General features: G+C 67.7%; 26 protein-coding genes and 1 other RNA gene. 16 read left to right on the forward strand and 11 right to left on the reverse strand.

The window, feature by feature from the left end:
- The first annotated feature begins 82 nt into the window (after nt 1-82).
- Both GGR46_RS18040 and GGR46_RS18045 read left to right on the forward strand, forming a co-directional pair.
- Entirely contained in the window at nt 83-676 is a 594-nt protein-coding gene (locus tag GGR46_RS18040; protein ID WP_183999397.1) for a phage baseplate assembly protein V, read from the forward strand.
- Nucleotides 677-793: 117 nt separating this feature from the next.
- Complete coding sequence (locus tag GGR46_RS18045; RefSeq protein WP_183999398.1) at nt 794-1,804, forward strand: sensor histidine kinase; 1,011 nt, start codon at nt 794-796, stop codon at nt 1,802-1,804.
- Here the strand turns inward: GGR46_RS18045 and GGR46_RS18050 are convergent.
- Nucleotides 1,801-2,694, reverse strand: a complete 894-nt coding sequence (locus tag GGR46_RS18050; RefSeq protein ID WP_183999399.1) for a LysR family transcriptional regulator — start codon at nt 2,692-2,694, stop codon at nt 1,801-1,803. The genes GGR46_RS18045 and GGR46_RS18050 overlap by 4 nt on opposite strands.
- A 108-nt stretch (nt 2,695-2,802) precedes the next feature.
- Here GGR46_RS18050 and GGR46_RS18055 point away from each other — a divergent pair, with 108 nt between their 5' ends.
- Both GGR46_RS18055 and GGR46_RS18060 read left to right on the forward strand, forming a co-directional pair.
- Nucleotides 2,803-3,792 (forward strand): aldo/keto reductase, encoded by a 990-nt coding sequence (locus tag GGR46_RS18055; RefSeq protein ID WP_183999400.1) that lies wholly within the window; start codon nt 2,803-2,805, stop codon nt 3,790-3,792.
- Between the two features lie 37 nt (nt 3,793-3,829).
- Nucleotides 3,830-4,897, forward strand: coding sequence for an NAD(P)-dependent alcohol dehydrogenase (locus tag GGR46_RS18060; protein ID WP_183999401.1), 1,068 nt, complete (start codon nt 3,830-3,832; stop codon nt 4,895-4,897).
- Here GGR46_RS18060 and GGR46_RS18065 read toward each other — a convergent pair.
- Together GGR46_RS18065 and ssrA are read right to left on the reverse strand one after the other, a co-directional pair.
- Entirely contained in the window at nt 4,877-5,050 is a 174-nt protein-coding gene (locus GGR46_RS18065; protein ID WP_183999402.1) for a hypothetical protein, read from the reverse strand. The genes GGR46_RS18060 and GGR46_RS18065 overlap by 21 nt on opposite strands.
- Nucleotides 5,051-5,202: 152 nt before the next feature.
- Nucleotides 5,203-5,545, reverse strand: a transfer-messenger RNA (tmRNA) gene (gene ssrA / locus GGR46_RS18070).
- Nucleotides 5,546-5,606: 61 nt separating this feature from the next.
- On the opposite strand from ssrA, the gene GGR46_RS18075 reads away from it, so the two are divergent.
- Nucleotides 5,607-6,038 (forward strand): RrF2 family transcriptional regulator, encoded by a 432-nt coding sequence (locus GGR46_RS18075; protein WP_183999403.1) that lies wholly within the window; start codon nt 5,607-5,609, stop codon nt 6,036-6,038.
- Nucleotides 6,039-6,179: 141 nt separating this feature from the next.
- Here the strand turns inward: GGR46_RS18075 and mscL are convergent, their stop codons facing one another.
- Nucleotides 6,180-6,611, reverse strand: coding sequence for a large conductance mechanosensitive channel protein MscL (gene mscL, locus GGR46_RS18080; protein ID WP_183999404.1), 432 nt, complete (start codon nt 6,609-6,611; stop codon nt 6,180-6,182).
- Between the two features lie 158 nt (nt 6,612-6,769).
- Between mscL and GGR46_RS18085 the strand changes: the two genes are divergently transcribed.
- The 5 genes from GGR46_RS18085 to GGR46_RS18105 are packed head-to-tail and all read left to right on the forward strand — an operon-like array spanning nt 6,770 to nt 9,995.
- Nucleotides 6,770-7,354, forward strand: a complete 585-nt coding sequence (locus GGR46_RS18085) for a LemA family protein (protein ID WP_183999405.1) — start codon at nt 6,770-6,772, stop codon at nt 7,352-7,354.
- A 23-nt stretch (nt 7,355-7,377) separates the two neighbouring features.
- Complete coding sequence (locus tag GGR46_RS18090) at nt 7,378-7,929, forward strand: TPM domain-containing protein (protein WP_183999406.1); 552 nt, start codon at nt 7,378-7,380, stop codon at nt 7,927-7,929.
- Nucleotides 7,926-8,795, forward strand: coding sequence for a TPM domain-containing protein (locus tag GGR46_RS18095; RefSeq protein WP_183999407.1), 870 nt, complete (start codon nt 7,926-7,928; stop codon nt 8,793-8,795). Before GGR46_RS18090 ends, GGR46_RS18095 begins: the two co-directional genes overlap by 4 nt.
- Nucleotide 8,796: 1 nt before the next feature.
- A complete protein-coding gene (locus GGR46_RS18100; protein WP_183999408.1) occupies nt 8,797-9,468 on the forward strand; it encodes a TPM domain-containing protein in 672 nt (223 codons plus the stop codon).
- 5 nt (nt 9,469-9,473) lie between these two features.
- Nucleotides 9,474-9,995, forward strand: coding sequence for an NUDIX hydrolase (locus GGR46_RS18105; RefSeq protein WP_183999409.1), 522 nt, complete (start codon nt 9,474-9,476; stop codon nt 9,993-9,995).
- A gap of 36 nt (nt 9,996-10,031) precedes the next feature.
- Here GGR46_RS18105 and GGR46_RS18110 read toward each other — a convergent pair whose 3' ends face one another.
- Both GGR46_RS18110 and hrpB read right to left on the reverse strand, forming a co-directional pair.
- Nucleotides 10,032-10,316, reverse strand: coding sequence for an NADH dehydrogenase ubiquinone Fe-S protein 4 (locus GGR46_RS18110; RefSeq protein WP_183999410.1), 285 nt, complete (start codon nt 10,314-10,316; stop codon nt 10,032-10,034).
- An 11-nt stretch (nt 10,317-10,327) separates the two neighbouring features.
- Nucleotides 10,328-12,757 carry an ATP-dependent helicase HrpB gene (gene hrpB / locus GGR46_RS18115; protein WP_183999411.1) on the reverse strand — a complete coding sequence of 810 codons (2,430 nt, stop codon included), beginning with the start codon at nt 12,755-12,757 and terminating at the stop codon, nt 10,328-10,330.
- A 60-nt stretch (nt 12,758-12,817) separates the two neighbouring features.
- Between hrpB and GGR46_RS18120 the strand changes: the two genes are divergently transcribed.
- The gene (locus tag GGR46_RS18120; RefSeq protein ID WP_183999412.1) at nt 12,818-13,036 is read left to right on the forward strand and encodes a hypothetical protein; all 219 of its coding nucleotides are present in this window, start codon (nt 12,818-12,820) and stop codon (nt 13,034-13,036) included.
- A 3-nt stretch (nt 13,037-13,039) separates the two neighbouring features.
- Here GGR46_RS18120 and GGR46_RS18125 read toward each other — a convergent pair whose 3' ends face one another.
- Complete coding sequence (locus tag GGR46_RS18125; RefSeq protein WP_183999413.1) at nt 13,040-14,053, reverse strand: polyprenyl synthetase family protein; 1,014 nt, start codon at nt 14,051-14,053, stop codon at nt 13,040-13,042.
- 78 nt (nt 14,054-14,131) lie between these two features.
- Between GGR46_RS18125 and GGR46_RS18130 the strand changes: the two genes are divergently transcribed.
- The 5 genes from GGR46_RS18130 to GGR46_RS18150 all read left to right on the forward strand — a co-directional run bounded on the left by GGR46_RS18130 (nt 14,132) and on the right by GGR46_RS18150 (nt 18,931).
- Complete coding sequence (locus tag GGR46_RS18130) at nt 14,132-14,416, forward strand: chorismate mutase (protein ID WP_183999414.1); 285 nt, start codon at nt 14,132-14,134, stop codon at nt 14,414-14,416.
- Entirely contained in the window at nt 14,413-15,120 is a 708-nt protein-coding gene (locus GGR46_RS18135) for a hypothetical protein (protein ID WP_183999415.1), read from the forward strand. The genes GGR46_RS18130 and GGR46_RS18135 overlap by 4 nt, the downstream gene beginning before the upstream one ends.
- A gap of 10 nt (nt 15,121-15,130) precedes the next feature.
- A complete protein-coding gene (locus tag GGR46_RS18140) occupies nt 15,131-16,252 on the forward strand; it encodes a glycoside hydrolase family 130 protein (protein ID WP_183999416.1) in 1,122 nt (373 codons plus the stop codon).
- Between the two features lie 112 nt (nt 16,253-16,364).
- The gene (locus GGR46_RS18145) at nt 16,365-17,930 is read left to right on the forward strand and encodes an alpha-amylase family glycosyl hydrolase (RefSeq protein WP_183999417.1); all 1,566 of its coding nucleotides are present in this window, start codon (nt 16,365-16,367) and stop codon (nt 17,928-17,930) included.
- The gene (locus GGR46_RS18150; protein WP_183999418.1) at nt 17,927-18,931 is read left to right on the forward strand and encodes a glycosyltransferase family 4 protein; all 1,005 of its coding nucleotides are present in this window, start codon (nt 17,927-17,929) and stop codon (nt 18,929-18,931) included. Before GGR46_RS18145 ends, GGR46_RS18150 begins: the two co-directional genes overlap by 4 nt.
- Nucleotides 18,932-18,962: 31 nt before the next feature.
- Here the strand turns inward: GGR46_RS18150 and GGR46_RS18155 are convergent, their stop codons facing one another.
- The 4 genes from GGR46_RS18155 to GGR46_RS18170 form a co-directional block, all read right to left on the reverse strand.
- Complete coding sequence (locus GGR46_RS18155; protein WP_183999419.1) at nt 18,963-19,946, reverse strand: D-cysteine desulfhydrase family protein; 984 nt, start codon at nt 19,944-19,946, stop codon at nt 18,963-18,965.
- A 147-nt stretch (nt 19,947-20,093) separates the two neighbouring features.
- On the reverse strand, nt 20,094-20,528 hold the full coding sequence (locus tag GGR46_RS18160; RefSeq protein WP_246426209.1) for a hypothetical protein: 435 nt from the start codon (nt 20,526-20,528) through the stop codon (nt 20,094-20,096).
- A 159-nt stretch (nt 20,529-20,687) separates the two neighbouring features.
- Nucleotides 20,688-21,467: a TSUP family transporter gene (locus GGR46_RS18165; protein ID WP_183999421.1), complete on the reverse strand. Its 780-nt coding sequence runs from the start codon at nt 21,465-21,467 to the stop codon at nt 20,688-20,690.
- 10 nt (nt 21,468-21,477) lie between these two features.
- Nucleotides 21,478-22,683 carry an LL-diaminopimelate aminotransferase gene (locus GGR46_RS18170; RefSeq protein WP_183999422.1) on the reverse strand — a complete coding sequence of 402 codons (1,206 nt, stop codon included), beginning with the start codon at nt 22,681-22,683 and terminating at the stop codon, nt 21,478-21,480.
- Nucleotides 22,684-22,771: the final 88 nt, after the last annotated feature.

The raw sequence follows: 22,771 nt of genomic DNA on the forward strand, positions 1-22,771 counted from the left end.
CGCTTCTGTCGAGCAAAACCGCATGGCTTGCCCCGCGGGCGGAATCCCCTGATCCTGTCCCGGTATCGCGGGAGAGGCGGGGATGAAGCAGTTCTGGGGAAAATATCGCGGGGTCGTCGTCGACAATGCGGATCCGCTGATGCTCGGCCGGCTCCAGGTGATGGTGCCGATGGTGCTCGGCGAGGTGGCGAGTGCCTGGGCGATGCCCTGCGTCCCCTATGCCGGGTCGCAGGTCGGCTTCTACATGATGCCGCCGGTCGGCGCCGCGGTGTGGGTGGAGTTCGAGGGCGGCGATCCCGACTATCCGATCTGGGCCGGCTGCTATTGGCGCGAGGGCGAGCGCCCCGCCGAGGCCGAATTGCCGACGATGCGGATGATCCAGACCAGCTCGGGCAAGCTGCTGTTCAACGACCTGCCGGGCGAAGGCGGCTTCACCCTGACCGTCACCGATCCCGCCGTGGCGGTGCCCGTGGTGGTCAGCGGATCGAGCAGCGGGGTGACGATCAGCCTGGCCGAGATCCGGATCACGATGAACGAATCCGGCGTCAACATCCTCGCCGAGCCGGGCACGCTTGCCGTGACGATGGAGGGCTTCACGCTCGCGCATGGCTCGGCGATGGTGAACGGTGTCGAGCCCGAGGTGACGATCAACGAGGGCACGTTAACCTTGCTCTGAGCTTTCCCGTTGCGTCGGGGGCCGCTTGTCGGCGACAAGGGGCTGGCCGTCTTGTTCTGGATCAGCGCATCAGGGGCCGCGGTGCGCTATTCTCGGCGGCAGGCAAGGGTTGGGGCGATGACACGGGCCCATGGCGATGTGCGGTGGCTGGAAGGCTTGCCGGTCCTCCGGGAGCGGCCATGGCTGCAGCTCGGCCTGACTCTGGCGATCACCGGCATTGCGCTGCTGCTCCGGCTCGCGATCGGGCGCTTCCTGCCGCCCGGCCTGCCCTATGCGACCTTCTTCCCGGCGGTGATCGTCATCGCCTTCCTGTTCGGCGCGCGCGCCGGGCTGCTCTCGGCGGTGCTGGGCGGGATACTCGGCTGGCTGCTGTTCATCCGCGATCCGTTCGAGGCGCCGCTGCCCGGCATGGCGCCGTCGCTGCTGCTCTACCTCACCGCCGACATACTGATTCTCCTGCTGTTCCACTGGATGCAGGCGGCGACCGCGAGCCTGGTCGAACAGCGCGAGCGCAACCACCGCCTGGCCGAGACGCGCACCCTGCTGTTCCACGAGCTGCAGCACCGCGTGTCGAACAATCTCCAGGTCGCCGCCGGGCTGCTCGCGCTGCAGAAGCGCCATGTCGAGGATCCCGAGGCCCAGGCGGCGCTCGACGAGGCGGTGCGGCGGATCGGGACGATCGGGCGGATCAGCCGCCAGCTCTATCGTTCCGATGGCCGGGCGCAGGACATGCGGGCGCTGCTCGGCCCGCTGGTCGAGAATGTGATCGAAGCCAATGGCAAATGGGTCGAGGTGACGATCGAGGACCCGGACGCGCTCCAGCTCGCGCCCGACGCGGCGGTGCCGGTCGCGCTGATCGTCGCCGAGGCGGTCGCCAACGCGATCGAGCATGGCTTTGCCGCGCGGGACGAGGGCCAGGTCACGATCCGCTGTCTCGCGCTGGAATCGGGCTTCGCCATCGAGATCGAGGATGACGGGCAGGGGCTGCGCGAGGCGTTCGACATCACTCGCCATGCCAGCCTGGGACTGCACATCGCCGGCACCCTGGCGAGCCAGCTCGGCGGCCGCTTCGAGATGGAGGCGCTGCCCGGCGGCGCGCTCGCCCGGCTGACTGTGCCCGGCGGCTAGGCCCGGTAGCGCAGCGCCTCGACGATCGCCGCAAAGGCCGGGGTCGGCTGGCGGCGGCTCGGATAGAAGAGGTGATAGCCCTCGAAGGGCGGCGACCATTCCTCGAGCACCGCCTCGAGCTTGCCGCTCTCCAGATGCTCGCGGACCAGGTCGACCATCAGATAGGCGATGCCGAAGTCGTCCAGCGCGGCGTCGCGGCACTGGTAGATGGTGTTGAAGGTCAGCTGCCCCTCCACCCGCACCCGCTGCGCCCGGCCGGCCCGCTCGAATTCCCAGGCATAGAGCCCGCCATAGGTGGGCAGGCGCAGGTTGATGCAGCAATGCTCGGCCAGGTCGTGCGGTACGCGTGGGCGCCCGCGCCGGGCGAAATAATCGGGCGTCGCCACCGCCAGCATCCGTACCGGCGGGCCGATCGGCACGGCGATCATGTCCTTGTCGATGCTCTCGCCCAGCCGCACGCCCGCGTCGAACTTCTCGGCGACGATATCGGTCAGCCGGTAATCGGCCTCGATCTCCACCTTGATGTCGGGATGCTCGGCCAGCACGCCGCGCAGCCGGGGCCACAGCACCGTCTGGAGCGAGAATTCGTCGGCGGTGATGCGGATATTGCCGGCGGGGCGCTCGCGCAGGTCGTTGAGCGCGGCGACATGCGTCTCGATCTCGTCGAGATGGAAGGCCACCGAGCGCAGCATCCGCTCGCCTGCCTCGGTGGGGGTGACGCTGCGCGTGGTGCGGTTGAGCAGGCGGACGCCCAGCCGCTCCTCCAGCGCGCGCATGCAATGGCTGAGCGCCGAGGGGGTGACGCCAAGCTGCGCCGCGGCGCGGGTGAAGCTCTTCTCGCGCGCCACCGCGACAAAGGCGGAGAGATCCGCCAGGTCCTGCCGGTTCATTGCTGAATATTACTCACAAACCCGTTCAGATTACAGCCACTAATCGCGCGGCGGATCCGGCTTATCTCTCCTGCGCACGGGGCATCCCCAATCTCAGGAAGACATCAGATGCAGAAGCGCATTCTCGGCAGCGGCCTGGAGGTCTCGGCCATTGGCTATGGCTGCATGGGCCTCGATTTCGCCTATGGCAGCAAGCTCGGCAGCGCGGAGAGCAGTGCGCTGCTGCGTGCCGCGGTCGAGCGCGGAGTGACCTTCTTCGATACCGCCGAAGTCTATGGCCCCTTCTCGAACGAGACGCTGGTCGGCGAGGCGCTGCGCCCGGTGCGCGACCAGGTGGTGATCGCCACCAAGTTCGGCTTCAACATCGAGGGCGGCGTGCAGCAGCCGGGGCTGAACAGCCGGCCCGAGCATATCCGCGCGGTCGCCGATGCCTCGCTCCAGCGGCTCGGCATCGAGCAGATCGACCTGTTCTACCAGCACCGGGTCGATCCCGCGGTGCCGATCGAGGAGGTCGCCGGTGCGGTCGGCGCGCTGATCGCCGAAGGCAAGGTCAAGCATTTCGGCCTGTCCGAGCCGAGCGCCGAGACCGCGCGCCGCGCCCACGCCGTCCAGCCGGTCACCGCGATCCAGAACGAATATTCGCTGTGGACGCGTGGCGTCGAGACCAACGGCATCTTCGAGGTCTGCGAGGAGCTGGGTATCGGCCTGGTGCCGTACAGCCCGCTCGGCCGCGGCTTCCTCACGGGTGCGATGAGCCAGGACACTGCGTTCGGCGAAGGCGATTTCCGCGCCAAGCTCCCCCGCTTCACGCCCGAGGCGCTGGCGAAGAACCAGGCGCTGGTCGATCTGCTCAAGCGGATCGCCGCGGAAAAGCAGGGCACCCCCGCCCAGGTCGCGCTTGCCTGGATCCTCGCCCAGAAGCCCTGGATCGTGCCGATCCCCGGCACCACCAAGCTCCACCGGCTCGAGGAGAATCTCGGTGCCGCCGAGCTGACGCTCACCCCCGGGGACCTTGCCGGCATCGCCGCTGCGCTCGCCGAAATCGATGTCGAGGGCGAACGCTATCCCGAGCAGCTGATGTCCACCGTCGGCCGCTGATCCCCCTTCCCAATATTCCAAGCAAACAGGGACCAACATGACCACCCAAGCCAAGGCCTATGCCGCCCAGTCGGCCACCACGCCGCTCGCTCCCTTCACATTCGAGCGCCGCGACCTGCTGCCCGACGACGTCTCGATCGACATCCTGTTCTGCGGCGTCTGCCATTCGGACCTGCACACCGTGCGCAGCGAATGGGACGGCACGCTGTTTCCCAGCGTCCCCGGCCACGAGATCGTCGGCCGCGTTTCCGCGGTGGGCGGCGACGTCACCAAGTTCGCGGTGGGCGACCTGGTCGGTGTCGGCTGCATGGTCGACAGCTGCGGCCATTGCCCGTCCTGCGATGCCGGCGAGGAGCAATATTGCGAGACCACCGGCTTCGTCGGCACCTATAACGGCCCGGACGCGCATCTCGGCGGCCACACCTTTGGCGGCTATTCCGATCACATCGTCGTGAAGGAGGGCTTCGTCCTCAAGGTCAGCCATGACGAGAAGGACCTGGCCGCGGTCGCGCCTTTGCTCTGCGCCGGCATCACCACCTATTCGCCGCTCCGCCACTGGAATGCCGGCCCGGGCAAGAAGGTCGGCGTGGTCGGCATCGGTGGCCTCGGCCACATGGGCATCAAGATCGCCGCGGCGATGGGCGCGCATGTCGTCGCCTTCACCACTTCGGCGTCCAAGATCGAGGATGCCAGGAAGCTCGGCGCGCATGAAGTGGTCGTCTCGCGCAATGCCGAGGAGATGGCGGCGCATGCGAACAGCTTCGACTTCATCCTCAACACGGTTGCCGCGAGCCACAATCTCGATGACTTCACGGCACTGCTGAAGCGCGACGGCACGCTCACCCTGGTCGGCGTTCCCGAGCACGAACATCCGAGCCCGTCGGTGATGAACCTCGTGTTCAAGCGCCGCTCGATCGCCGGCTCGCTGATCGGCGGCATCGCCGAGACGCAGGAGATGCTCGATTTCTGCCACCAGCATGGGCTGACCGCGGACATCGAGACGATCCGCATGGACGAGATCGAGACGGCTTACGACCGGATGGTGAAGAGCGACGTGAAGTACCGCTTCGTCATCGACATGGCGTCACTGAAGCAGGAAGGCTGAGGGCGCCAGCCGGCGTCCTCCACCGGGGCCGGCGCGTCGCCGCCGGCTGCCGGCCACCGGCGCCGTGGCTTCCCTGCGGGGGAGCCGCGGCGGCCGCGCGCCTTCGGCGACCATCGTCGAGGCGATCACACCGAACGCGATCAGCGCGGTCATTCTGTGAGCTTGCCGGTCCATGGCAGCAGAAAAGCGCATCGCGGGCGCGCGCGACATTCGGGAGATCGCCGCTCCGGGATCGCCCTTGCGGGGTTCCGCTTAAGTAGAAGGGGAAGTGGGGAGCTTCTGTTGCCCGGTGCTCCCCGTACCGCTGGATTCCCCTTCTGTTGCCCGGTGGGGTCCAACCGCGCATTTTAGAATAACCTTAAGCCGTTAGGCCGTGGGGTTACGCCGCAATAGCGAGTGCTTCGTTATCGTTGGCACTTGTGTTTCAGACCGTCACAGTGGCCCAAGCTGAGAGATAGATAGCGCTTTTCAACACACGTCGATCCTAGTTCGGCCCCGTCAGCAACTGCCTTAAGCAGGTAGCTGGTGGTGGAGCCGCCGGGTACCGCCCCCGGGTCCGCTGCGCCTATTGCACGCCTTCGTTTATCCCCATAGCTGACCGAAGCCAGCGAACCCCATATAGGGGCGGAATCGATTAATGAAAAGGTCAGGTGGAATTACCTAAGGCCTTCACAGTGCCGCAAACACTTGGCATGGACGTTTGTAACCGATGTTGACTCAGCGTTCCCGCTACGCCCTTCGCGCGATGCTCTTTCTGGCCGGACAGCCAGCGGCAGGCGCGCCCACGCCGATGAACCGCATCGCGGCCGAGGCGAACGTGCCCCGCAAGTTCCTCGAGCTGATCCTCGCCGACCTGCGCGAAGCCGGCTTCCTCAGCTCGACCCGCGGCAAGGCCGGCGGCTACCGCCTGGCGCGGCCCAAGCACCTCATCTCGCTCGGCGAGATCATCCGGGTGATCGAGGGGCCGCTGGCGCTGGTCCCCTGTGTCAGCCGCACCGCTTACCGCCCGTGCAACGACTGCAAGGACGAGGCGAGCTGCGCCATCCGCCATGCGATGGCGCGCGTGCGCGACGAGACGGCGCGCATCCTCGACGGCACCAGCCTGGCCGATGCCACGGCCGAGGATCTCGCCGCGGCCTGATCGCCGCGCCTGCTTGCAATGTAGGATTTTGTCTGGCGTGGTCGTCGCATGACGTCCGCCAGCCCTTCGCCGCGTTTTCAGCCGGCAAAGGGAGGCGCGGGCAAAGTGAAACGATTTGCCGCGACTCCCTTCACTTTGGGCTCAGGCGTTGCCCTTCTTCTTCAGCTCGTCGCGGATCTCGCGCAGCAGCGTCACGTCGGCCGGCTCGGCCGGTGCGGCTTCGTCCGCCTTGGGGAGCATGCGGTTCACCGCGCGCACCAGCAGGAAGATGATGAAGGCGACGATCACGAAGTTCACCGCCGCGGTGATGAAGGCGCCATAGCCGAACAACGGCACGCCGGCCTTCTTGAGCGCGGCATAGTCGGTCGACCCGATCAGGTTGGCGGGGATCGGCCCCAGCGCGATGAAGTAGCTCGAAAAGTCGAGCCCGCCGAAGACCTTGCCGATCAGCGGCATCAGCAGATCGTCGGTCAGCGAGCTGACGATCTTGCTGAACGCCGCGCCGATGATCACCGCCACGGCCAGGTCGAGCACGTTGCCGCGCGAAATGAACGCCTTGAATTCCTTGAACATCCCAGGGTCTCCCACCAGCTGCCGCCCGGGCGCGGCATCGCAGCCATGATGCACCGATGCGGCGCCCGCGCAAAGCGGCACTGTCCGATTTCGCTTTCGGAGCGCGGTGTTGCGACTGTATAAGACACTTCGAACCAGATCCGGAGGATCATGACGTGATGAAGTTTCGTGCCGTTATCGCTTTTGCCGCCGCTGCCATGCTGGCCGGCTGCGGGCTCAACAGCGTGCCCACTGCGGAAGAGAATGCGAAGGCGCGCTGGGCCGATGTCCAGACCAACTATCAGCGCCGCGCCGATCTGATCCCGAACCTCGTCTCGACGGTGAAGGGCGCTGCAAACTCGGAGTCGCAGATCCTCACCAACGTGACCAATGCGCGTGCGCAGGCCAACACGATCAAGGTCACCGGCGACGATCTCACCGATCCGGCGAAGATGTCGGCCTATACCCAGGCGCAGAATGGCGTGACGCTCTCGCTCCAGCGCCTGCAGGAAGCCTATCCGCAGCTGCAGAGCCAGGGCAATTTCAAGACGCTGATGGACCAGCTCGAGGGCACCGAGAACCGCATCGCGATCTCGATCCGTGACTATAACGCCGCGGTGCAGGCCTATAACACCCGCATCCGCACCTTTCCGGACGCGATCGGCGCCAAGATCTTCTACGGCGCCAAGCCGATGACGCCGTTCCAGGCCAAGGCCGGCGCCGAGAATGCCCCGAAGGTCGATTTCAGCGGGAACAGCAACTGATCCTGAGGGCGCTCCTCCTTTGCGTGGCGCTGGCGGCCTGCAAGCCCGTAGCGCTCGATCCGCAGTCCAATGCCGCCGGGCAGCTTCGTCCGGCGGCGACGGCCAGTGCGGAGCCCGCCTGCAAACCGAGCGCGCCCAAGACCCGCACCGCCCCGACCGGCTATGCCTTTCCAGCACTTACCGGCCGGGTGGTCGATGGTGCGAAACTGCTCTCGGTCAGCGAGCGGCGCCGGCTCTCGGACCGGCTGGTCGATGCCGAGAAGCAGGCCAGGCACCAGTTCGTCGTGGTCACGGTGACCAGCCTGGGCGGGCATGACATCGGTGACTATGGGCGCAAGCTCGGCAATTTCTGGGGCGTCGGGCGCCAGTGTTACGATGACGGCATCCTGCTGATCGTGGCGCCGAACGAGCGGAAGGTGCGGATCGAAGTGGGCAAGGGCCTCGAGGCCCAGCTCACCAACGACGAGGCAAAGGCGATCATCGACAAGGATATCCTGCCCCGGTTCAAGGCCGGTGACTTTCCCGGCGGCATCTTCGCCGGCAGCGAAGCCATCATTCGCGAGATCAATGCATGACCCTGTTGCGTAGCCTGCTCGCCTTCCTGCTGATCCTGGTGCCGCTCTCGGCCCAGGCGCAGTCGCAGCCCAGTTTCCCCAAGCTCACCGGCCGGGTGGTCGACGACGCGCACCTGCTATCGCCGGCGCAGGTCGCCGAACTCACCCAGCTGTCGGCCGATGTCGAAAAGGCCTCGACACGCCAGCTGGTCGTGGCGACCGTTCCCGACCTGCAGGGCTATGACATTGCCGATTACGGTTATCAGCTCGGCCGTGCCTGGGGGATCGGGCAGAAGGATGCCAATAACGGCATCATCCTCCTGGTCGCGCCCAAGGAGCGCAAGGTGCGGATCGAAGTCGGCTATGGCCTAGAGCCGATCATGACCGACGGGCTCTCCAGCCAGATCATCAACGAGACGATCATCCCCCAGTTCAAGGCCGGCGACATGCCCGGCGGCATCGTCGCGGGTGCGCAGGCGATCGCCACGCAGATGAAGCTGCCACTGGAAGCCGCTGAGCAGCGCGCTCAGCAGCAACAGACCCAGGTGACCCAGAAGCGCCAGCAGCGGCATGGCGGTTTCCCGATCGGGCTGATCTTCTGGGGCGTCATCTTCCTGTTCGTGATCCTGCCGATGCTCGGTGCCGGGTTCGGCCGGCGCAAGCGGCGCGGTCCCTGGGACCGGCGCTATCGCAGCGACGATAGCGGCGTCCTGCCGATCATCCTCTGGTCGATCGCCAACGAGATCGGCCGAGAGGCGAGCCGTGGCGGCGGCAGCAGCTGGGGCGGCGGAGGCGGCAGCGACTGGGGAGGCGGTGGCGGAGGCGGCGGTGGCTTCTCCGGCGGTGGCGGATCGTTCGGGGGCGGTGGCGCCTCGGGGAGCTGGTGAGATGCGATTGACCGACCAGGACCGCGCGGCCGTAACGGCTGCGGTCACCGCAGCCGAGCTCACCACCAATGGCGAGATCGTCACCGTCGTCGCCGGGCGCTCGGATCCCTATCACGACGTCGCGCTGCACTGGGCGGTGCTGGCGATGTTGCTCGTCCTCGCTTTGCTCGCCTGGCAGCCCTGGCCGGCCGAGTGGCTCCACTCGCGCTTCATCGACAGCTGGGCCCAGGTGGTGCCGGCGCGCTGGTATCTCACCATCGCGCTGGTGCTGATGGCGGCGACCTTCCTGGTTGCCCGGGTGGTGCTGGCGCTCGATGCGCTGCGGCTGTTCCTCACGCCGGGCGCGACCAAGACCCGGCGCGTCCATCGCCGCGCGCTCGAGCTGTTCCGCGCCGCAGCCGAGAAGCGCACCCGCGAATCGACCGGCGTGCTAGTCTATCTCAGCCTGGCCGAGCACCGCGCCGAGATCATCGCCGATGCGGCGATCCATTCGAAGGTGACCGCCGATGTCTGGGGTGCCGCGATGGCGGCGCTGGTCGGTGGGGTGAAGCGCGGCGAAGCGGGCGAGGGCATGGCCGAGGCAGTGCGTCAGATCGGCATCGTCCTGGCCGAGCATTTCCCGCGCAGCGAGGACGATGTGAACGAACTTCCCGACCGGGTGATCGAGCTGTGAGCGACATGGAAGAAGAGATTGCCTGGGCCGGCAAGTGGATCGTCGCCAAGCGGCGCGGCAAGTGGGAATATGTCTCGCGCGCCCGCGGCATCCGCGCCGCGGTGATCGTCGCGATCGATGACGAGGATCATGTCCTGCTCGTCGACCAGTACCGCGTGCCGCTCGGCAAGCGCTGCCTCGAACTGCCGGCAGGGCTGATCGGCGACGAGGCCGGCCACGAAGGCGACAGCCCGTTCGAGGCTGCACGCCGCGAACTGATCGAGGAGACCGGGTACGACAGTGCCGCGATCGAGGACCTGGGCGAATATTATTCCTCGCCCGGCCTGGTCTCGGAGAGCTTCACGCTGGTCCGCGCCACCGGGCTGACCAAGGTCGGCGAAGGCGGCGGGCTGGAGGACGAGGACATCATCGTCCACCGCGTGCCGCTGGCTGGCCTTCCCGCCTTCGTCGCGGAAAAGCGTGCCGAGGGGCTGGCGATCGACGTGAAGCTGCTGCTGCTCCTGTCGGGCGCGCTGCTCGCGGATTGAGTCACTTGTCCCCCGGGAACGGGGGATCAGAAATGCTTAGCGGAAATTGTCCGCATAGGTCTGCAGCTTGAGCTTGCGCTCGGGGGCCGCGATCACATGGAAGGCCAGGCCCTCGCGCTCGGCATAGCCGGTGGCGGCTTCCAGCGTCGGGAAGCTCATCCGCAGCTGCGTGGCGGTCGCGTCGCCGCCGGCCCAGCCGGTCAGCGGATCGGCCTGTTGCTGGCGCGCCGGCTCGAACTCGAGGATCCAGCTCGTCGTGCGTGCGCGGCCCGACTGCATGGCGTTCTTGGGCTTCTGGTAGATGCGAGCGGTCTTGGTCATGGTGAGTCGCTTTAACGCGGTCCGGCGCCCCTTGCATCTGCCTTTTTCGTCCTGAGCGTCGCCGATGCGGCGGCGGGATCCTCGGGCCAGGGATGGCGCGGATAGCGCCCGCGCATTTCCTTGGCGACCGCGGCCCAGCTGCCCTTCCAGAAGCCGGGCAGGTCCCGCGTCGTCTGGATCGGCCGGCCGGCGGGGGAGGTGAGGCTGAGCACCAGCGGGGTGCCGTCACCGAGTGTCGGATGGGTATCCAGCCCATATAGTGCCTGGACGCGCACCTCGACCGTCGGCCCGCCTTCGGCCGCATAGTCGATGGCATAGGTCGATCCTTCGGGCGTCTCGAACCGCGCCGGCGCCAGTCGGTCGAGCGCCTTCTGCCCGTCCCAGCCAAGCAGGTTGTTGAGAGCATTGGTCAGCCCTTCGACCGCATCCAGTCGCCGCTTGCCGGCGAGCAGCCCGGGCAGCCATTCGTCGAGCTCGGCGAGCAGCCGTGCATCGGAGAGCGAATCATTGCCGGTATAGGCGGCACGGGTGCGTAGCGCCTGGGCGGTGTCGGACCAGGGCAGCAGCGTGAGGCCATGCTCGCGCACTCCCTCCAGCAGCGCCTTCTCGATCTCGGCCGGGTTGGCCGCCGAATCGGGCCCGCTCGAAAGCCGGATTGCACCCAGCCTTCGCTCACGCAGCGCCTCGATCCGCCCGGTGGTGGGATCGAAGCGGACGCTGCGCCGCGTCTCGATCCGGTCGGCGAACAGGCTCTCGACTTCCGCCGGGTCGATCGGCGCGGCCGAGAGGATGCGCGCGCCGGCGGCCATGCCCTGGGTCTCGGCGACCGCGAGCCATTCGGCGCGGGCAAGCGAGGAGGTCGGATCGAGCTTGAACCCGCGCCCGCCGGCCGATGCCCAGGTCTCGCCCGAAGCGTCGCGGCGTTTGGCGATCCGGTCGGGAAAGGCCAGGGCGACGCAGGCGGCGGGGTCGCCCGCGCCGTCGTCGCCGACCAGCTTAGCCCAGCGCTGCGCCAGCCGCCGCGCATTCTCGGCTCGCGGACCGCGCTCATTCCGCCAGCGGCGCAGGCGCAGCTCGAGGTCGGGATCGTTGCCGCCCAGCCCACGCTCGCCGAGCAGCACTGCGATCTGCGCTGCCGTTCCCGCCATGCCGCGCTCGGCGGCGCGCACCAGCATATGGCCGAGCCGGGGCGGCAGCGGCAGGCCGGCGACCGCCTTGCCGTGCGCGGTCGGGCGGCCGCTCTCGTCCAGCGCTTCCAGCGACCCCAGCCGCTTGCGCGCCTCGGACACCGCAGCCTGGGGCGGCGGATCGAGCCAGTTGAGATCGCGCGGATCGCTCACGCCCCACAGCGCACAGTCGAGCACCAGCGCCGAGAGGTCGGCCTCCAATATCTCGGGCGGGTCGAAGCGCGGCAGGCCGGCGGTCGCGGCTTCCTCCCACAGCCGATAGGCGACGCCCGGCCCCTGGCGCGCGGCGCGGCCAGCGCGCTGGGTGACGGCGGCCTGGCTCGCCCGCTCGGTGACCAGCCGGGTCATTCCCGCCGCACGGTCGTAGCGCGGACGGCGCGCCAGTCCCGAATCGACCACCACCCGGATGCCGTCGAGCGTCAGCGAGGTCTCGGCGATCGAAGTCGCCAGCACGATCTTGCGCCGCCCCTGCGGATCCGCCGAGATCGCGGCGCGCTGGGCGCCCGGTTCCAGCGAACCGTGCAGCTTGTGGACCACCGCGCCCGGCACATCGCCCAGCCGCTCGGCGGTGCGCTCGATCTCGGCGACGCCGGGCAGGAAGGCGAGCACCCCGCCTTCGGCGTCGCGCAGTGCGGTGCGCAGCGCCGCCGTCATCGAATCCTCGATCCGCGCCTCGGCATTGCGGCCGATATGGCGCAGCTCTAGTGGCCAGCTGCGCCCCTCGCTCTCGATCGCCGGGGCGCCGCCCATCAGATCGGAGAAGCGCGCGCCGTCCAGCGTGGCCGACATTGCCACCAGCCGCAGGTCAGGCCGCAGCGCCGCCTGCGCGTCGAGTGCCAGTGCCAGGCCGAAATCGCTGTCGAGGCTGCGCTCATGGACTTCGTCGAACAGCACGGCTGAGACGCCCGCCAGCTCGGGATCGGCCTGGATGCGGTTGACGAAAATGCCCTCGGTGACCACCGTCACCCGCGTCGCGGACGAACGCTTGCTGTCCATCCGGGTAGCATAGCCAAAGGTCTGGCCGACTTGCTCTCCGGCAAGCGCCGCCATCCGCTCGCCCGCCGCCCGCGCCGCTAGCCTCCTGGGGCTGAGCAGCAGGATCTCGCCGGTGCACCAGCCTTCGCCGAGCAGCGCCGGCGCCACCGCCGTGGTCTTGCCCGCGCCCGGCGGCGCGACCAGCACGGCGTTGCTGCCTGCCCGCAATGCGGCCAGCAGATCGGGTAAAACGACATGGATCGGCAGCGAGTCACTCATTGCGCGCAACCAATTCCCCGAAGCAGGGTTTGGCGCAAGCAAAGCCTATGGAGTGAAGACATGGCGAGAACCCTGGCACAGTTCAGCATCACCCCCGACAGCGACGGCGATTACACGCTCCATCTCGAGGACGACGATGGCGAGACGCTGGAATTCACCGCAAGCTTCGAGCAGCTGGACCTGATCACCGAAGCGATCGAGGAAGTGCTCGACGACGACGAGGAAGACGCGCTCACCGCGGATGACGATGACGACGATGAGCCGTCGGATGACGAATAGGGGTCAGTAGGCGCGGGCGACCGCGAACTCGACTGCCTCGATCATCGCATCCTTGGCCGCGCCTGCCGCGAAACCGCCCAGCGCGTCGATCGCGCGCTGGCCGTAGTGGCGGGCGCGGGCAAGGGTGTCGTCGACCGAGCGGCTCGCCTGCACGAGCCGGATCGCCTCGGCGAAATCCTCGTCCGAATTGCGGTGGCCGGTGATCGCGGCCTTCCAGAAGGCGCGGGCGCTCTCGTCGCCACGCGCATAGGCCAGGATGACCGGCAGCGTCATCTTGCCCTCGCGGAAGTCGTCGCCGGCGTCCTTGCCCATCGTGCCCGCGTCCGAGACATAGTCGATCGCATCATCAACCAGCTGGAAGGCGATGCCCAGGTTGCGGCCATAGGCGTCGAGCGCCAGTTCCTCGGCTTCCGACCGCTCGGCGACCACCGCGGCGATCCGGCAGGCGGCGGCGAACAGCGCGGCGGTCTTGGCGCCGATGATGTCGAGATAGCGTTCCTCGCCCAGGTCGAGCCGGCGCACCGCGGTGAGCTGGTTGACTTCGCCCTCGGCGATCACGGCGCTGGCGTTGCTGAGGATGTGGAGCGCCTTCAGGCTCTCGCTCTCGACCATCAGCTCGAACGACTTGGAGAACAGGAAGTCGCCGACCAGAACGCTCGCCGGGTTGCCCCAGATGATGTTGGCGGTGCGGCGGCCGCGGCGCAGGTCCGAACCGTCGACCACGTCGTCGTGGAGCAGGGTGGCGGTGTGGATGAACTCCACCGCGGCGGCGAGGCGGTGATGACGGGTGCCGGGATAGCCGAGCAGCTTGGCGCTGGCGAGCGTGAGCATCGGGCGCATCCGCTTGCCGCCGCCGGCGATCAGGTGACCGGCCAGTTCCGGGATCAGCGGAATCTCGGACTTCATGCGATCGAGGATGACCGCGTTCACGAGATTCATGTCGTGCGCGACCAGCGCCATCATCGGATCGAGCGAGGGGGCGGGGCCGCCGCCGAGGCGATGAAGGGTGGCGCTCATATGCGAAAGCCTGTGGCGGGTGCGGCGCACAAAGGCAAGGCTTGCGTGACGCTACGTCGGTGCGCAAAGAGAGTGGCCATGTCCGACGACACTCTCACCCGCTACCGCCAGAGCATCGACAATATCGATGCCGCGCTCGTGTTCCTGCTCGCCGAGCGCTTCAAGGTGACGCAGGCGGTGGGACGCTACAAGGCGGAGTCGGGCCTGCCCCCCGCCGATCCCGGCCGCGAGGACCGCCAGATCGCCCGGCTGCGCGAGTTGGCCAAGACGGCGGATCTCGACCCGGAATTCTCCGAGAAGTTCCTGCGCTTCATCATCGACGAAGTGATCCGCCACCACGAACAGCTTCGGGACGAGAAGTGAGGCGTGCAGCCGCCCTGCTGCTGCCGGCATCGCTGCTGGCGGGGTGCGGCGGCAACCAGGCGCAGAAGCCGGCGCCGACACCCAGCCCGAGCGTTGCCGCGACACCCGCGGTCGATCCCGCCGTGCGACTCGCGGCTGCAGTGAAGGTCGCTTTCCCGGAAGGGCCAAACCAGGGCCCGATCACCTTCGACGACAGCAAGCTGATCGACACCGGTTTCGGCCCCGTGCTGGTCAGCCACGGCCATGTCCGCGATGCCGCGCATGTCGATGCCGGCACGATCGCGGTGACCTATCTCGATGCCGACGGTGCCGGCTTCCGGGTCCGCAAGACCTTCCCCAAGGCGACCGAGAGCGGCAGCTTCGGCGACCTTGCCGAATGGTCGGTCAGCGACAAATTCCTCGATCGCCCGGTGGTCTATGTCGAGGGCGGCGGCACCTGGCAGGGCTATACCTGCAGCTACGCCACGCTCGTTGCGCTGAACCCCGAGGGGCCGAAGGAAGTGGCGAGTTTCCAGTCGGTCTATGACGATGGCGGCGCGGTGGAGGACAAGGCCCAGTCGATCCGGGGCAAGATCGGGGCGATCCGAAAGGGTGTCGATTTCACCGTGAAATTCGAGGGAACCCGATCCTTCGCCGAGCGATACGTCTGGAGAGACGGCAAGTACCAGCGCGAAGGCGGGGAAAGCCAGATTCCAACCTGCTGAGGGGGTACACGTGGCGGCGGACGACGATTTCCTGATCTTCCGCCCCGACGATGTCGATCTCAGTCGCTCCCCGTTGCGCAATGGCGTGGACGAGCCGACGCACGTGCTCGGTGCGTTCAACCCCGGCTTCGCGCGGCTGCCGGGCGGCAACCTGTTGCTGATGGTCCGCGTGGCCGAGGCGCTGCGCGATCCGGTGGACGGCGACAGCGCCCGGGCGATCCGTTGGACCAAGCAGGGCTATGTCCTCGATCGCCACCCAGTTGCGGGTATCGATATGGACGACCCCCGCCAGTTCGCGCTCAAGGATCGCAATCCACGCCTGCTCGGCCTCACCTCGCTGTCCTGGCTGCTCCCGGTCGAGCTGAGCAAGGACGCGAGCAAGATCGTGAAGGTCCATTACGACAAGGCGATCCAGCCCTCGGCCGGCTTTCTCGATTACGGCGTCGAGGATGCCCGGATCAGCCTGGTCGGCGGCAGCTGGTGGATGACCGTGTGCGGCGTCTCGGCCGAGCGCCACTGCACCGCGATGTACCACTCCGTGAACGGGCTCGACTACAAGCTGCTCGGCGTGGTGCTCGATCACCAGAACAAGGACATGATCCTGTTCGAGGGCAAGCCGGGCGGCAAGTACATGGCGCTCACCCGGCCGCTCGGTGAAGTCTATTTCGCCTATCCCGACGATTCGCCCTGGCTTGGGGGGCCTTCGATCAACATGGCGCAGTCGCCCGACGGGCTGCACTGGAAGCCGCTCGACACCCCCGGCATCCGCGCCCGCAAGGGCACCAGCTCGACCCAGCGGATCGGCGGCGGCAGCCAGCCCGTGCTCACGCCCGAAGGCTGGATGCTGATCTATCACGGCGTCGAGAAGCAGGGCGCGGTCGGCGTCTATCGCAGCTTCTGGGCGTTGCTCGACAAGGACGATCCATCGAAGATCCTGCGGCTGGAGGACGAGACGCCCCTGCTCGAGGCCAATCCCGCGCTCACCGATCCGATCGCCCACCAGCTCTATCTGCCCACCCCCGTGGTGTTCACCACCGGGGTGGCGGATGCGGGCGATCACTACATCGTCGCAAGCGGCGAGGCGGATCTGGCGTGCCGGATCACCCGAATCTCGAAGGAGCGGTTTCTTTGAGCCTCCTCTCCGTCATCCCCGCGAAGGCGGGGATCCAGAGCCAAGCAGCGCTGTCCTCAGTAACCCTGGATCCCCGCCTTCGCGGGGATGACGAATTGCGGAGTGTTCGCGCATGACCGAATGGTGGAAATCCGCTGTCATCTACCAGGTCTATCCCCGCTCATTCCAGGACTCGGACGGGGACGGCATCGGCGATCTGAAGGGCATCGAGAACCGGCTCGACGATCTCAAGGCATTGGGTATCGACGCGATCTGGATCTCGCCGATCTTCCCCTCGCCGATGGCCGATTTCGGCTATGACGTGGCGGACTATTGCGACGTCGATCCGCGCTTCGGCACGCTGGCGGACTTCGACGCGCTGCTCGCCGCCGCGCACGCACGCGGCATCAAGCTGCTCCTCGACCTGGTGCCCAACCATACCTCCGACCAGCATCCCTGGTTCCGGGAGAGTCGCAGCGCCCGCGACGATCCCCGGCGCGACTGGTATATCTGGCGCGACGCGAAGCCCGACGGTTCGCCGCCCAACAACTGGATCAGCGACTTCGGCGGCTCGGCCTGGGAATGGGACGAGACCACCGGTCAATATTATTACCACGCCTTCCTGAAGGAGCAGCCCGACCTCAACTGGCGCAACCCGGCAGTACGCTCGGCGATGATGGACGTGCTGCGCTTCTGGTTCGCGCGCGGGATCGACGGGTTCCGGATCGACGTGCTCTGGCACATGGTCAAGCATGCCGACCTGCCCGACAATCCGGCGAACGACGAATGGGCGCCGGGCCAGCCCGACTATACCCGCGTCCACCAGCTCCATTCGACCGACCAGCCGGAAGTCCACGATATCGCCGGCGAGATGCGGATCATCGCCGACGAATATTGCGCGCGCGTCCTGATCGGCGAGATCTACCTGCCGGTGCCGAAACTCGTCGGCTATTACGGCACGGCCGAGCGCCCGGGCGTCCACCTGCCCTTCAACTTCCAGCTGATCGGCGCCCAGTGGAACGCGCGCGGCCTCGCGAAGATGATCGCGGACTATGAAGGCGCGCTACCCGACGGCGGCTGGCCGAACTGGGTGCTCGGCAATCACGATCGCCCGCGCATCGCCACGCGGGTTGGGCCCGAACAGGCCCGCGTCGCGATGATGCTGCTCCTGACGCTGCGTGGTACGCCGACGCTTTATTATGGCGACGAGATCGGGATGGAGGACGGCGTCATCCCGGCACACCTGGTGCAGGATCCGCGCGAGCTGCGCGATCCCGGCATCGGGCTCGGCCGCGATCCGGTGCGCACGCCGATGGCCTGGGACGCGAGCGCCCATGCCGGGTTCAGCGCCGCCGATCCCTGGCTGCCGCTCCATCCCGACTGGCTGGCGCGCAATGTCGAGGCGCAGCGCGGCGATCCCGCCTCGATGTGGCGGCTGACCCAGAAGTTGCTGTTCCTCCGCCACGCGCATCCCGCGCTGGCGCTGGGCGACTATCATCCGGTCGATGCGGGCGGCGACCTGCTCGCCTTCGAACGGCGCCACGAGCATGACCGGCTGCTGGTGGTGCTCAATCTCGGCGACACCCCCCAGGGCTTCGCCATTCCCGAATGGGCGGAGGACTTCACCGTCCTCGCCTCGGCGCGCGGCGGGCATGATCCCGCGCTGCTCTCTCCGAACGAAGGCTATATCCTGGGATGAAGATCGCGATGCTGGCGCCGATCGCGTGGCGCACGCCGCCGCGCCACTATGGGCCATGGGAGCTGGTCACCAGCCTGCTGACCGAGGCACTGGTCGCGCGCGGGGTGGAAGTGACCCTGTTCGCCACCCGCGATTCGATCACCACGGGCACGCTCGATGGCGTGGTGCCCGCCGGATACGAGGAGAATCCGGAGATCGATGCGAAGGTGTGGGAATATGCCCATCTCGCGCATCTGTTCGAGCAGGCGGGCCGGTTCGACCTGATCCACAACCAGGCCGATTTCCCGGCGCACGCCTTCTCCCGGCTCGTCGACACGACGATGGTGACGACGATCCACGGCTTCTCGTCCGAGCGGATCCTGCCGATGTACAAGCCGTTTGAGGACCGCGTGCACTATGTCGCGATCAGCGCGGCGGACCGGCATCCCGCGCTGAAATACGCCGCGACGATCCACCACGGCATCCGGCTCGACGAATTCCCATTTGAGGCCGATGGCGGCGAGGACCTGCTGTTCTTCGGCCGTATGCACCCGGACAAGGGTGCCGCCGAGGCGATCGAAGTCGCCCGCGCCACCGGGCGGCGGCTCAACCTCTACGGCATCGTCCAGGACCAGGGCTATTTCGACCGAGAGGTCGCGCCCTTCCTCGACGAACGCATCGTCTATCACGGCCCGGTGGGCGGGGCGGAGCGGCTGCGCGCGCTCGGCAAGGCGCAGGCACTGCTCCACCTGATCAACTTCGACGAACCGTTCGGCCTGTCGGTGATCGAGGCGATGGCCTGCGGCACGCCAGTGATCGCGATCGACCGCGGCTCGATGCCCGAGCTGATCACGCCGGAGACGGGCGTGATCGTTGATTCGGTCGGCGGCGCGATCACGGCGCTGGCGCAGGTGGAGGCTATCGACCGGGCAGCGTGCCGCGCGCGGGTGGCGGCGCATTTCTCGGTCGAGGCGATGGCCGATCGGTACATCGAATTGTACCGGCGGATTCTCGGCCACTAACCGTCATCCCGGCTTTCGCCGGGAGACGATGTTATGAGAAGGCCGGCTGGTACGCGTACAGCCCGGGCGTCCCGCCGGTCATCACGAAAAGCACATCCCCCCTCAGCCAACCCTCGCGAAGCCCCGCCAGCACGCCGGCGAACGCCTTGCCGCTATAGACCGGGTCGATCAGCAGTCCCTCCGCTCGCGCCATCAGCCGGACGGCGGCGAGCATCGCCTCGGTCGGGATGCCATAGGCCTCGCCGCGCTGCGATCCGTCGATTCGGATGTCCTCCGCCTCCAGCGCCGTGCCGCCGATCAGCGCGCGCGTTTCGTTGGCGAGCGCCAGCGTGCCGCGCTCCGCTTCGGCCAGCTCGGCGAGCACGGTGAAGGACAGGACACGCCGGGGATCGTCGATCCCGGCGGCGAGCCCGGCATGGGTGCCATGGCTGCCATTGGCGACGGTCACCGTGCCGAACCGCACCCCGAGCTCGGCCTCCTGGGCCTGGATCTCCCGCGCGCAGGAGGCATAGCCCAGTGCCCCGACCGGCGAGGAGCCGCCCGAGCCGACCACATAGGGCTTGCGCCCCTCGGCGGTCAGCACCTCGGCGCGGGCATGCGCCGCCGCCAGCGCATCCGTGCCGCGCGGCAGATGGTGGACCGTCGCGCCGAAAAGCCCGTCGAGCAGCTGGTTGCCGTTGTGGAGATAGGCCGGATCTTCGCGCGGTACCGTGTCGGTGAGCATCAGCTCGGCCGCCAGGCCCATCCGTGCCGCTGCCGCTGCGCTCAGCCGGGCGTGGTTCGATTGCCGCGCACCGGTGGTGACGAAGGTGTCGCAGCCCTGCTCGATCGCCGCGCCGAGCAGGAACTCCAGCTTGCGCAGCTTGTTGCCGCCGCCGCCCAAGCCCATCAGGTCATCGCGCTTCACGAACAGCCGCGCGCCGCTTAGCCCCAGTGCCGCCTCGATCCGCTCCAGCCGCTGGATCGGGGTGGGGGCGTCGAACAGGGCAATGCGGGGAAAGGCGTCGAGGTTCATGAAACTGCACCACAAGAGGATCGGTCGCGGTTTCATACGCCGCATCGTCATCCCGACGAAAGCCGGGATCTCGTACGGTTCCCGCCTTCGCCTGAGATATCGGCTTTCGCCGGGATGACGGGAGTGGCTTCGGGGTCTGGGGGCTACCTACAGCGCCGGCTTGCAACCGCGTGTCTGGTAGACACCGCGCAGGAAACCGCGGCGCGCGAAGCCGGCATCGACCGCGGCATTGAGTTCGCGCTGGGCCGAGGCCGCCCCGCTCACTTCGCGCACCAGTCCGCGGAACGGTACGATCAGCCCCGCCACGGTATCGCCGGTGACCTTCACCTTGCGGCTCTTCTTGCGGTCCACGCCCTGGACGAAATCGGGGCCGAGCGCCTCGCCCAGTTCGTCGAACGCATCCGCGATGCGCGCGCATTTCGACAGGCCGGAGAGGCTGTAGGGCGCCGCGGCGGCCTGTTGCAGCACGGGCGGAATCTTCGTCTTCACCGCGCCGACATCCTTGGCCGGCTGCTCGGCGATGTCGCCGGCGCGCTCGGCCGTCGATTGCTGCTTGTCCTGGGCGAAAACGGGGCTGGCCACCAGCGTTGCCAAGGCAAGCCAGATCCAAAGGCTCGATCGCATCGTCTTCCTCCTGTTGCCGCCCGTCCTCAAGATAGGGCGCGATTCCGCGACCGCCAACCTCGTTGGCCCAGTTGTACCCCGGCGAGGTGGGGACGGCGATGGGAAAGGAATGGAGGCCTAGAACAGGAGCTTGAAGCCCACGATCGCCAGTACCGTGGCGAGGATGGGCGTCAGCACCCGATCCGAGACTCGAGTGGCGATCAGGCTGCCGACCACGATGCCGGGAATCGAGCCGAGCAGCAGGGTGAACAGCAGATTGAGATCGACCGAACCCATCGACCAATGGCCGAGCCCGGCGATCAGGGTGAGCGGCACCGCATGGGCGATGTCCGATCCCACCAGCCGCGCCACCGGCGAGCCGGGATAGAGGACGAGCAGGGCGGTCATCCCCAGCGCGCCGGCACCGACCGAGGTGAGCGAGACCAGCACGCCGAGGACGACGCCGAGCAGCACGGTGAGCGCGCCGATCACCCGCTCGTCGAACCGGGCGAAGCGCCGCCCCGCCGCGCGGACGATGTGCACGCGGAAGAACACCGCGACGGCGGTGAGGACCAAGGTGACACCGAGGATCGTCGAGATCAGGTGGCCGGTATCCTTGGCGTCGCGGTGCGCGGCGGCGAGGTAGAGCAAGGTGAGGACCGTCGCCGGCACGCTGCCGGTCGCCAGCCTGCCGACCACCCGCCAGTCGACCGAGCCGCGCCAGCCATGGACGGCGGTGCCCACCGCCTTGGTGCCCGAGGCGTAGAGCAGGTCCGTGCCGACGGCGGTGGCCGGATGGAAGCCGAAGACGAGCACCAGCAGCGGCGTCATCAGCGATCCGCCGCCGACGCCGGTCAGCCCGACGAGCAGGCCGACCAGCACCCCGGCCAGCGAATAGAGCGGGTCGATATGCGGCACCGGGTGGAGCTCAGCCCGCCTTCGCCGCGGTGTTGACGCCCATCGACTGGAGATACTTCTTCACGTTGCGCGCGGCCTGGCGCAGGCGCTGCTCGTTCTCGACCATCGCGATGCGCACGAAACCCTCGCCATTTTCGCCGTAGCCGACGCCGGGCGCGACTGCGACCTTGGCATGGGTGAGCAGCTGCTTGGAGAACTCAAGGCTGCCGAGATGTGCCAGTGCCGGGGGCAGTGGCGCCCATGCGAACATCGACGCGGGCGGACTGGGAATCTCCCAGCCGGCGCGGCCGAAGCTCTCGACCAGCACGTCACGGCGCTTGTGATAGAGCTGGCGGTTCGCCTCGACGATGTCCTGCGGGCCGTTGAGCGCGGCGCAGGCGGCGGCCTGGATCGGGGTGAAGGCGCCATAGTCGAGATACGACTTCACGCGGGTCATCGCGGCGATCAGCTTGCGGTTGCCGACCGCGAAGCCCATGCGCCAGCCGGCCATCGAATAGGTCTTGGAAAGCGAGGTGAACTCGATCGCCACGTCCTTGGCGCCCTTGACCTGCAGGATCGACACGGTCGGCTTGCCGTCGAAATAGAGCTCCGAATAGGCGAGGTCGGAGAGGATCCACACCTTGTTCTCGCGAGCCCAGGCGACGAGGCGCTCGTAGAAGGCGAGATCCACCGTCTCGGCGGTCGGGTTCGACGGATAGTTGACGACCAGGATCGACGGGCGCGGGACGGTGAAGGCGATGGCGCGCTCGAGGGATTCGAAATAATGCTCGTCGGGCGTGGTCGGAACGGCTCGGATCGTCGCGCCGGCGAGGATGAAGCCGAACGTGTGGATCGGATAGCTGGGGTTGGGCGCGAGCACGACGTCGCCCGGCGCGGTGATCGCGGTGGCGAGGCTGGCAAGGCCTTCCTTCGAGCCCATCGTCACCACGACTTCGGTCTCGGGATCGATGTCCACGCCGAAGCGGCGGGCATAGTAATTGGCCTGGGCGCGGCGCAGGCCGGGAATGCCCTTGGACTGGGAATAGCCGTGCGCGTCGGGCTTCTGCGCGACTTCGACCAGCTTCTCGATCACGTGCGGCGGCGGCGGCAGGTCCGGATTGCCCATGCCGAGATCGATGATGTCCTCTCCCGCCGCACGCGCCGCTGCCCGCATCGCATTGACTTCGGCGATGACGTACGGGGGCAGGCGCTTCATGCGGTAGAATTCTTCGGACATTTCCTCATCTCTCAGGGGTTGGAGCGCGGCACGACGCTGTGCCGTCCGGGCTTCCTACGCCATGTTCGCGCTTGCGGGAATGACGAGT

Origin of the sequence: Sphingomonas kyeonggiensis, from assembly GCF_014196745.1 — a bacterium.
GTDB classification, from domain to species: Bacteria; Pseudomonadota; Alphaproteobacteria; order Sphingomonadales; family Sphingomonadaceae; genus Sphingomonas; species Sphingomonas kyeonggiensis.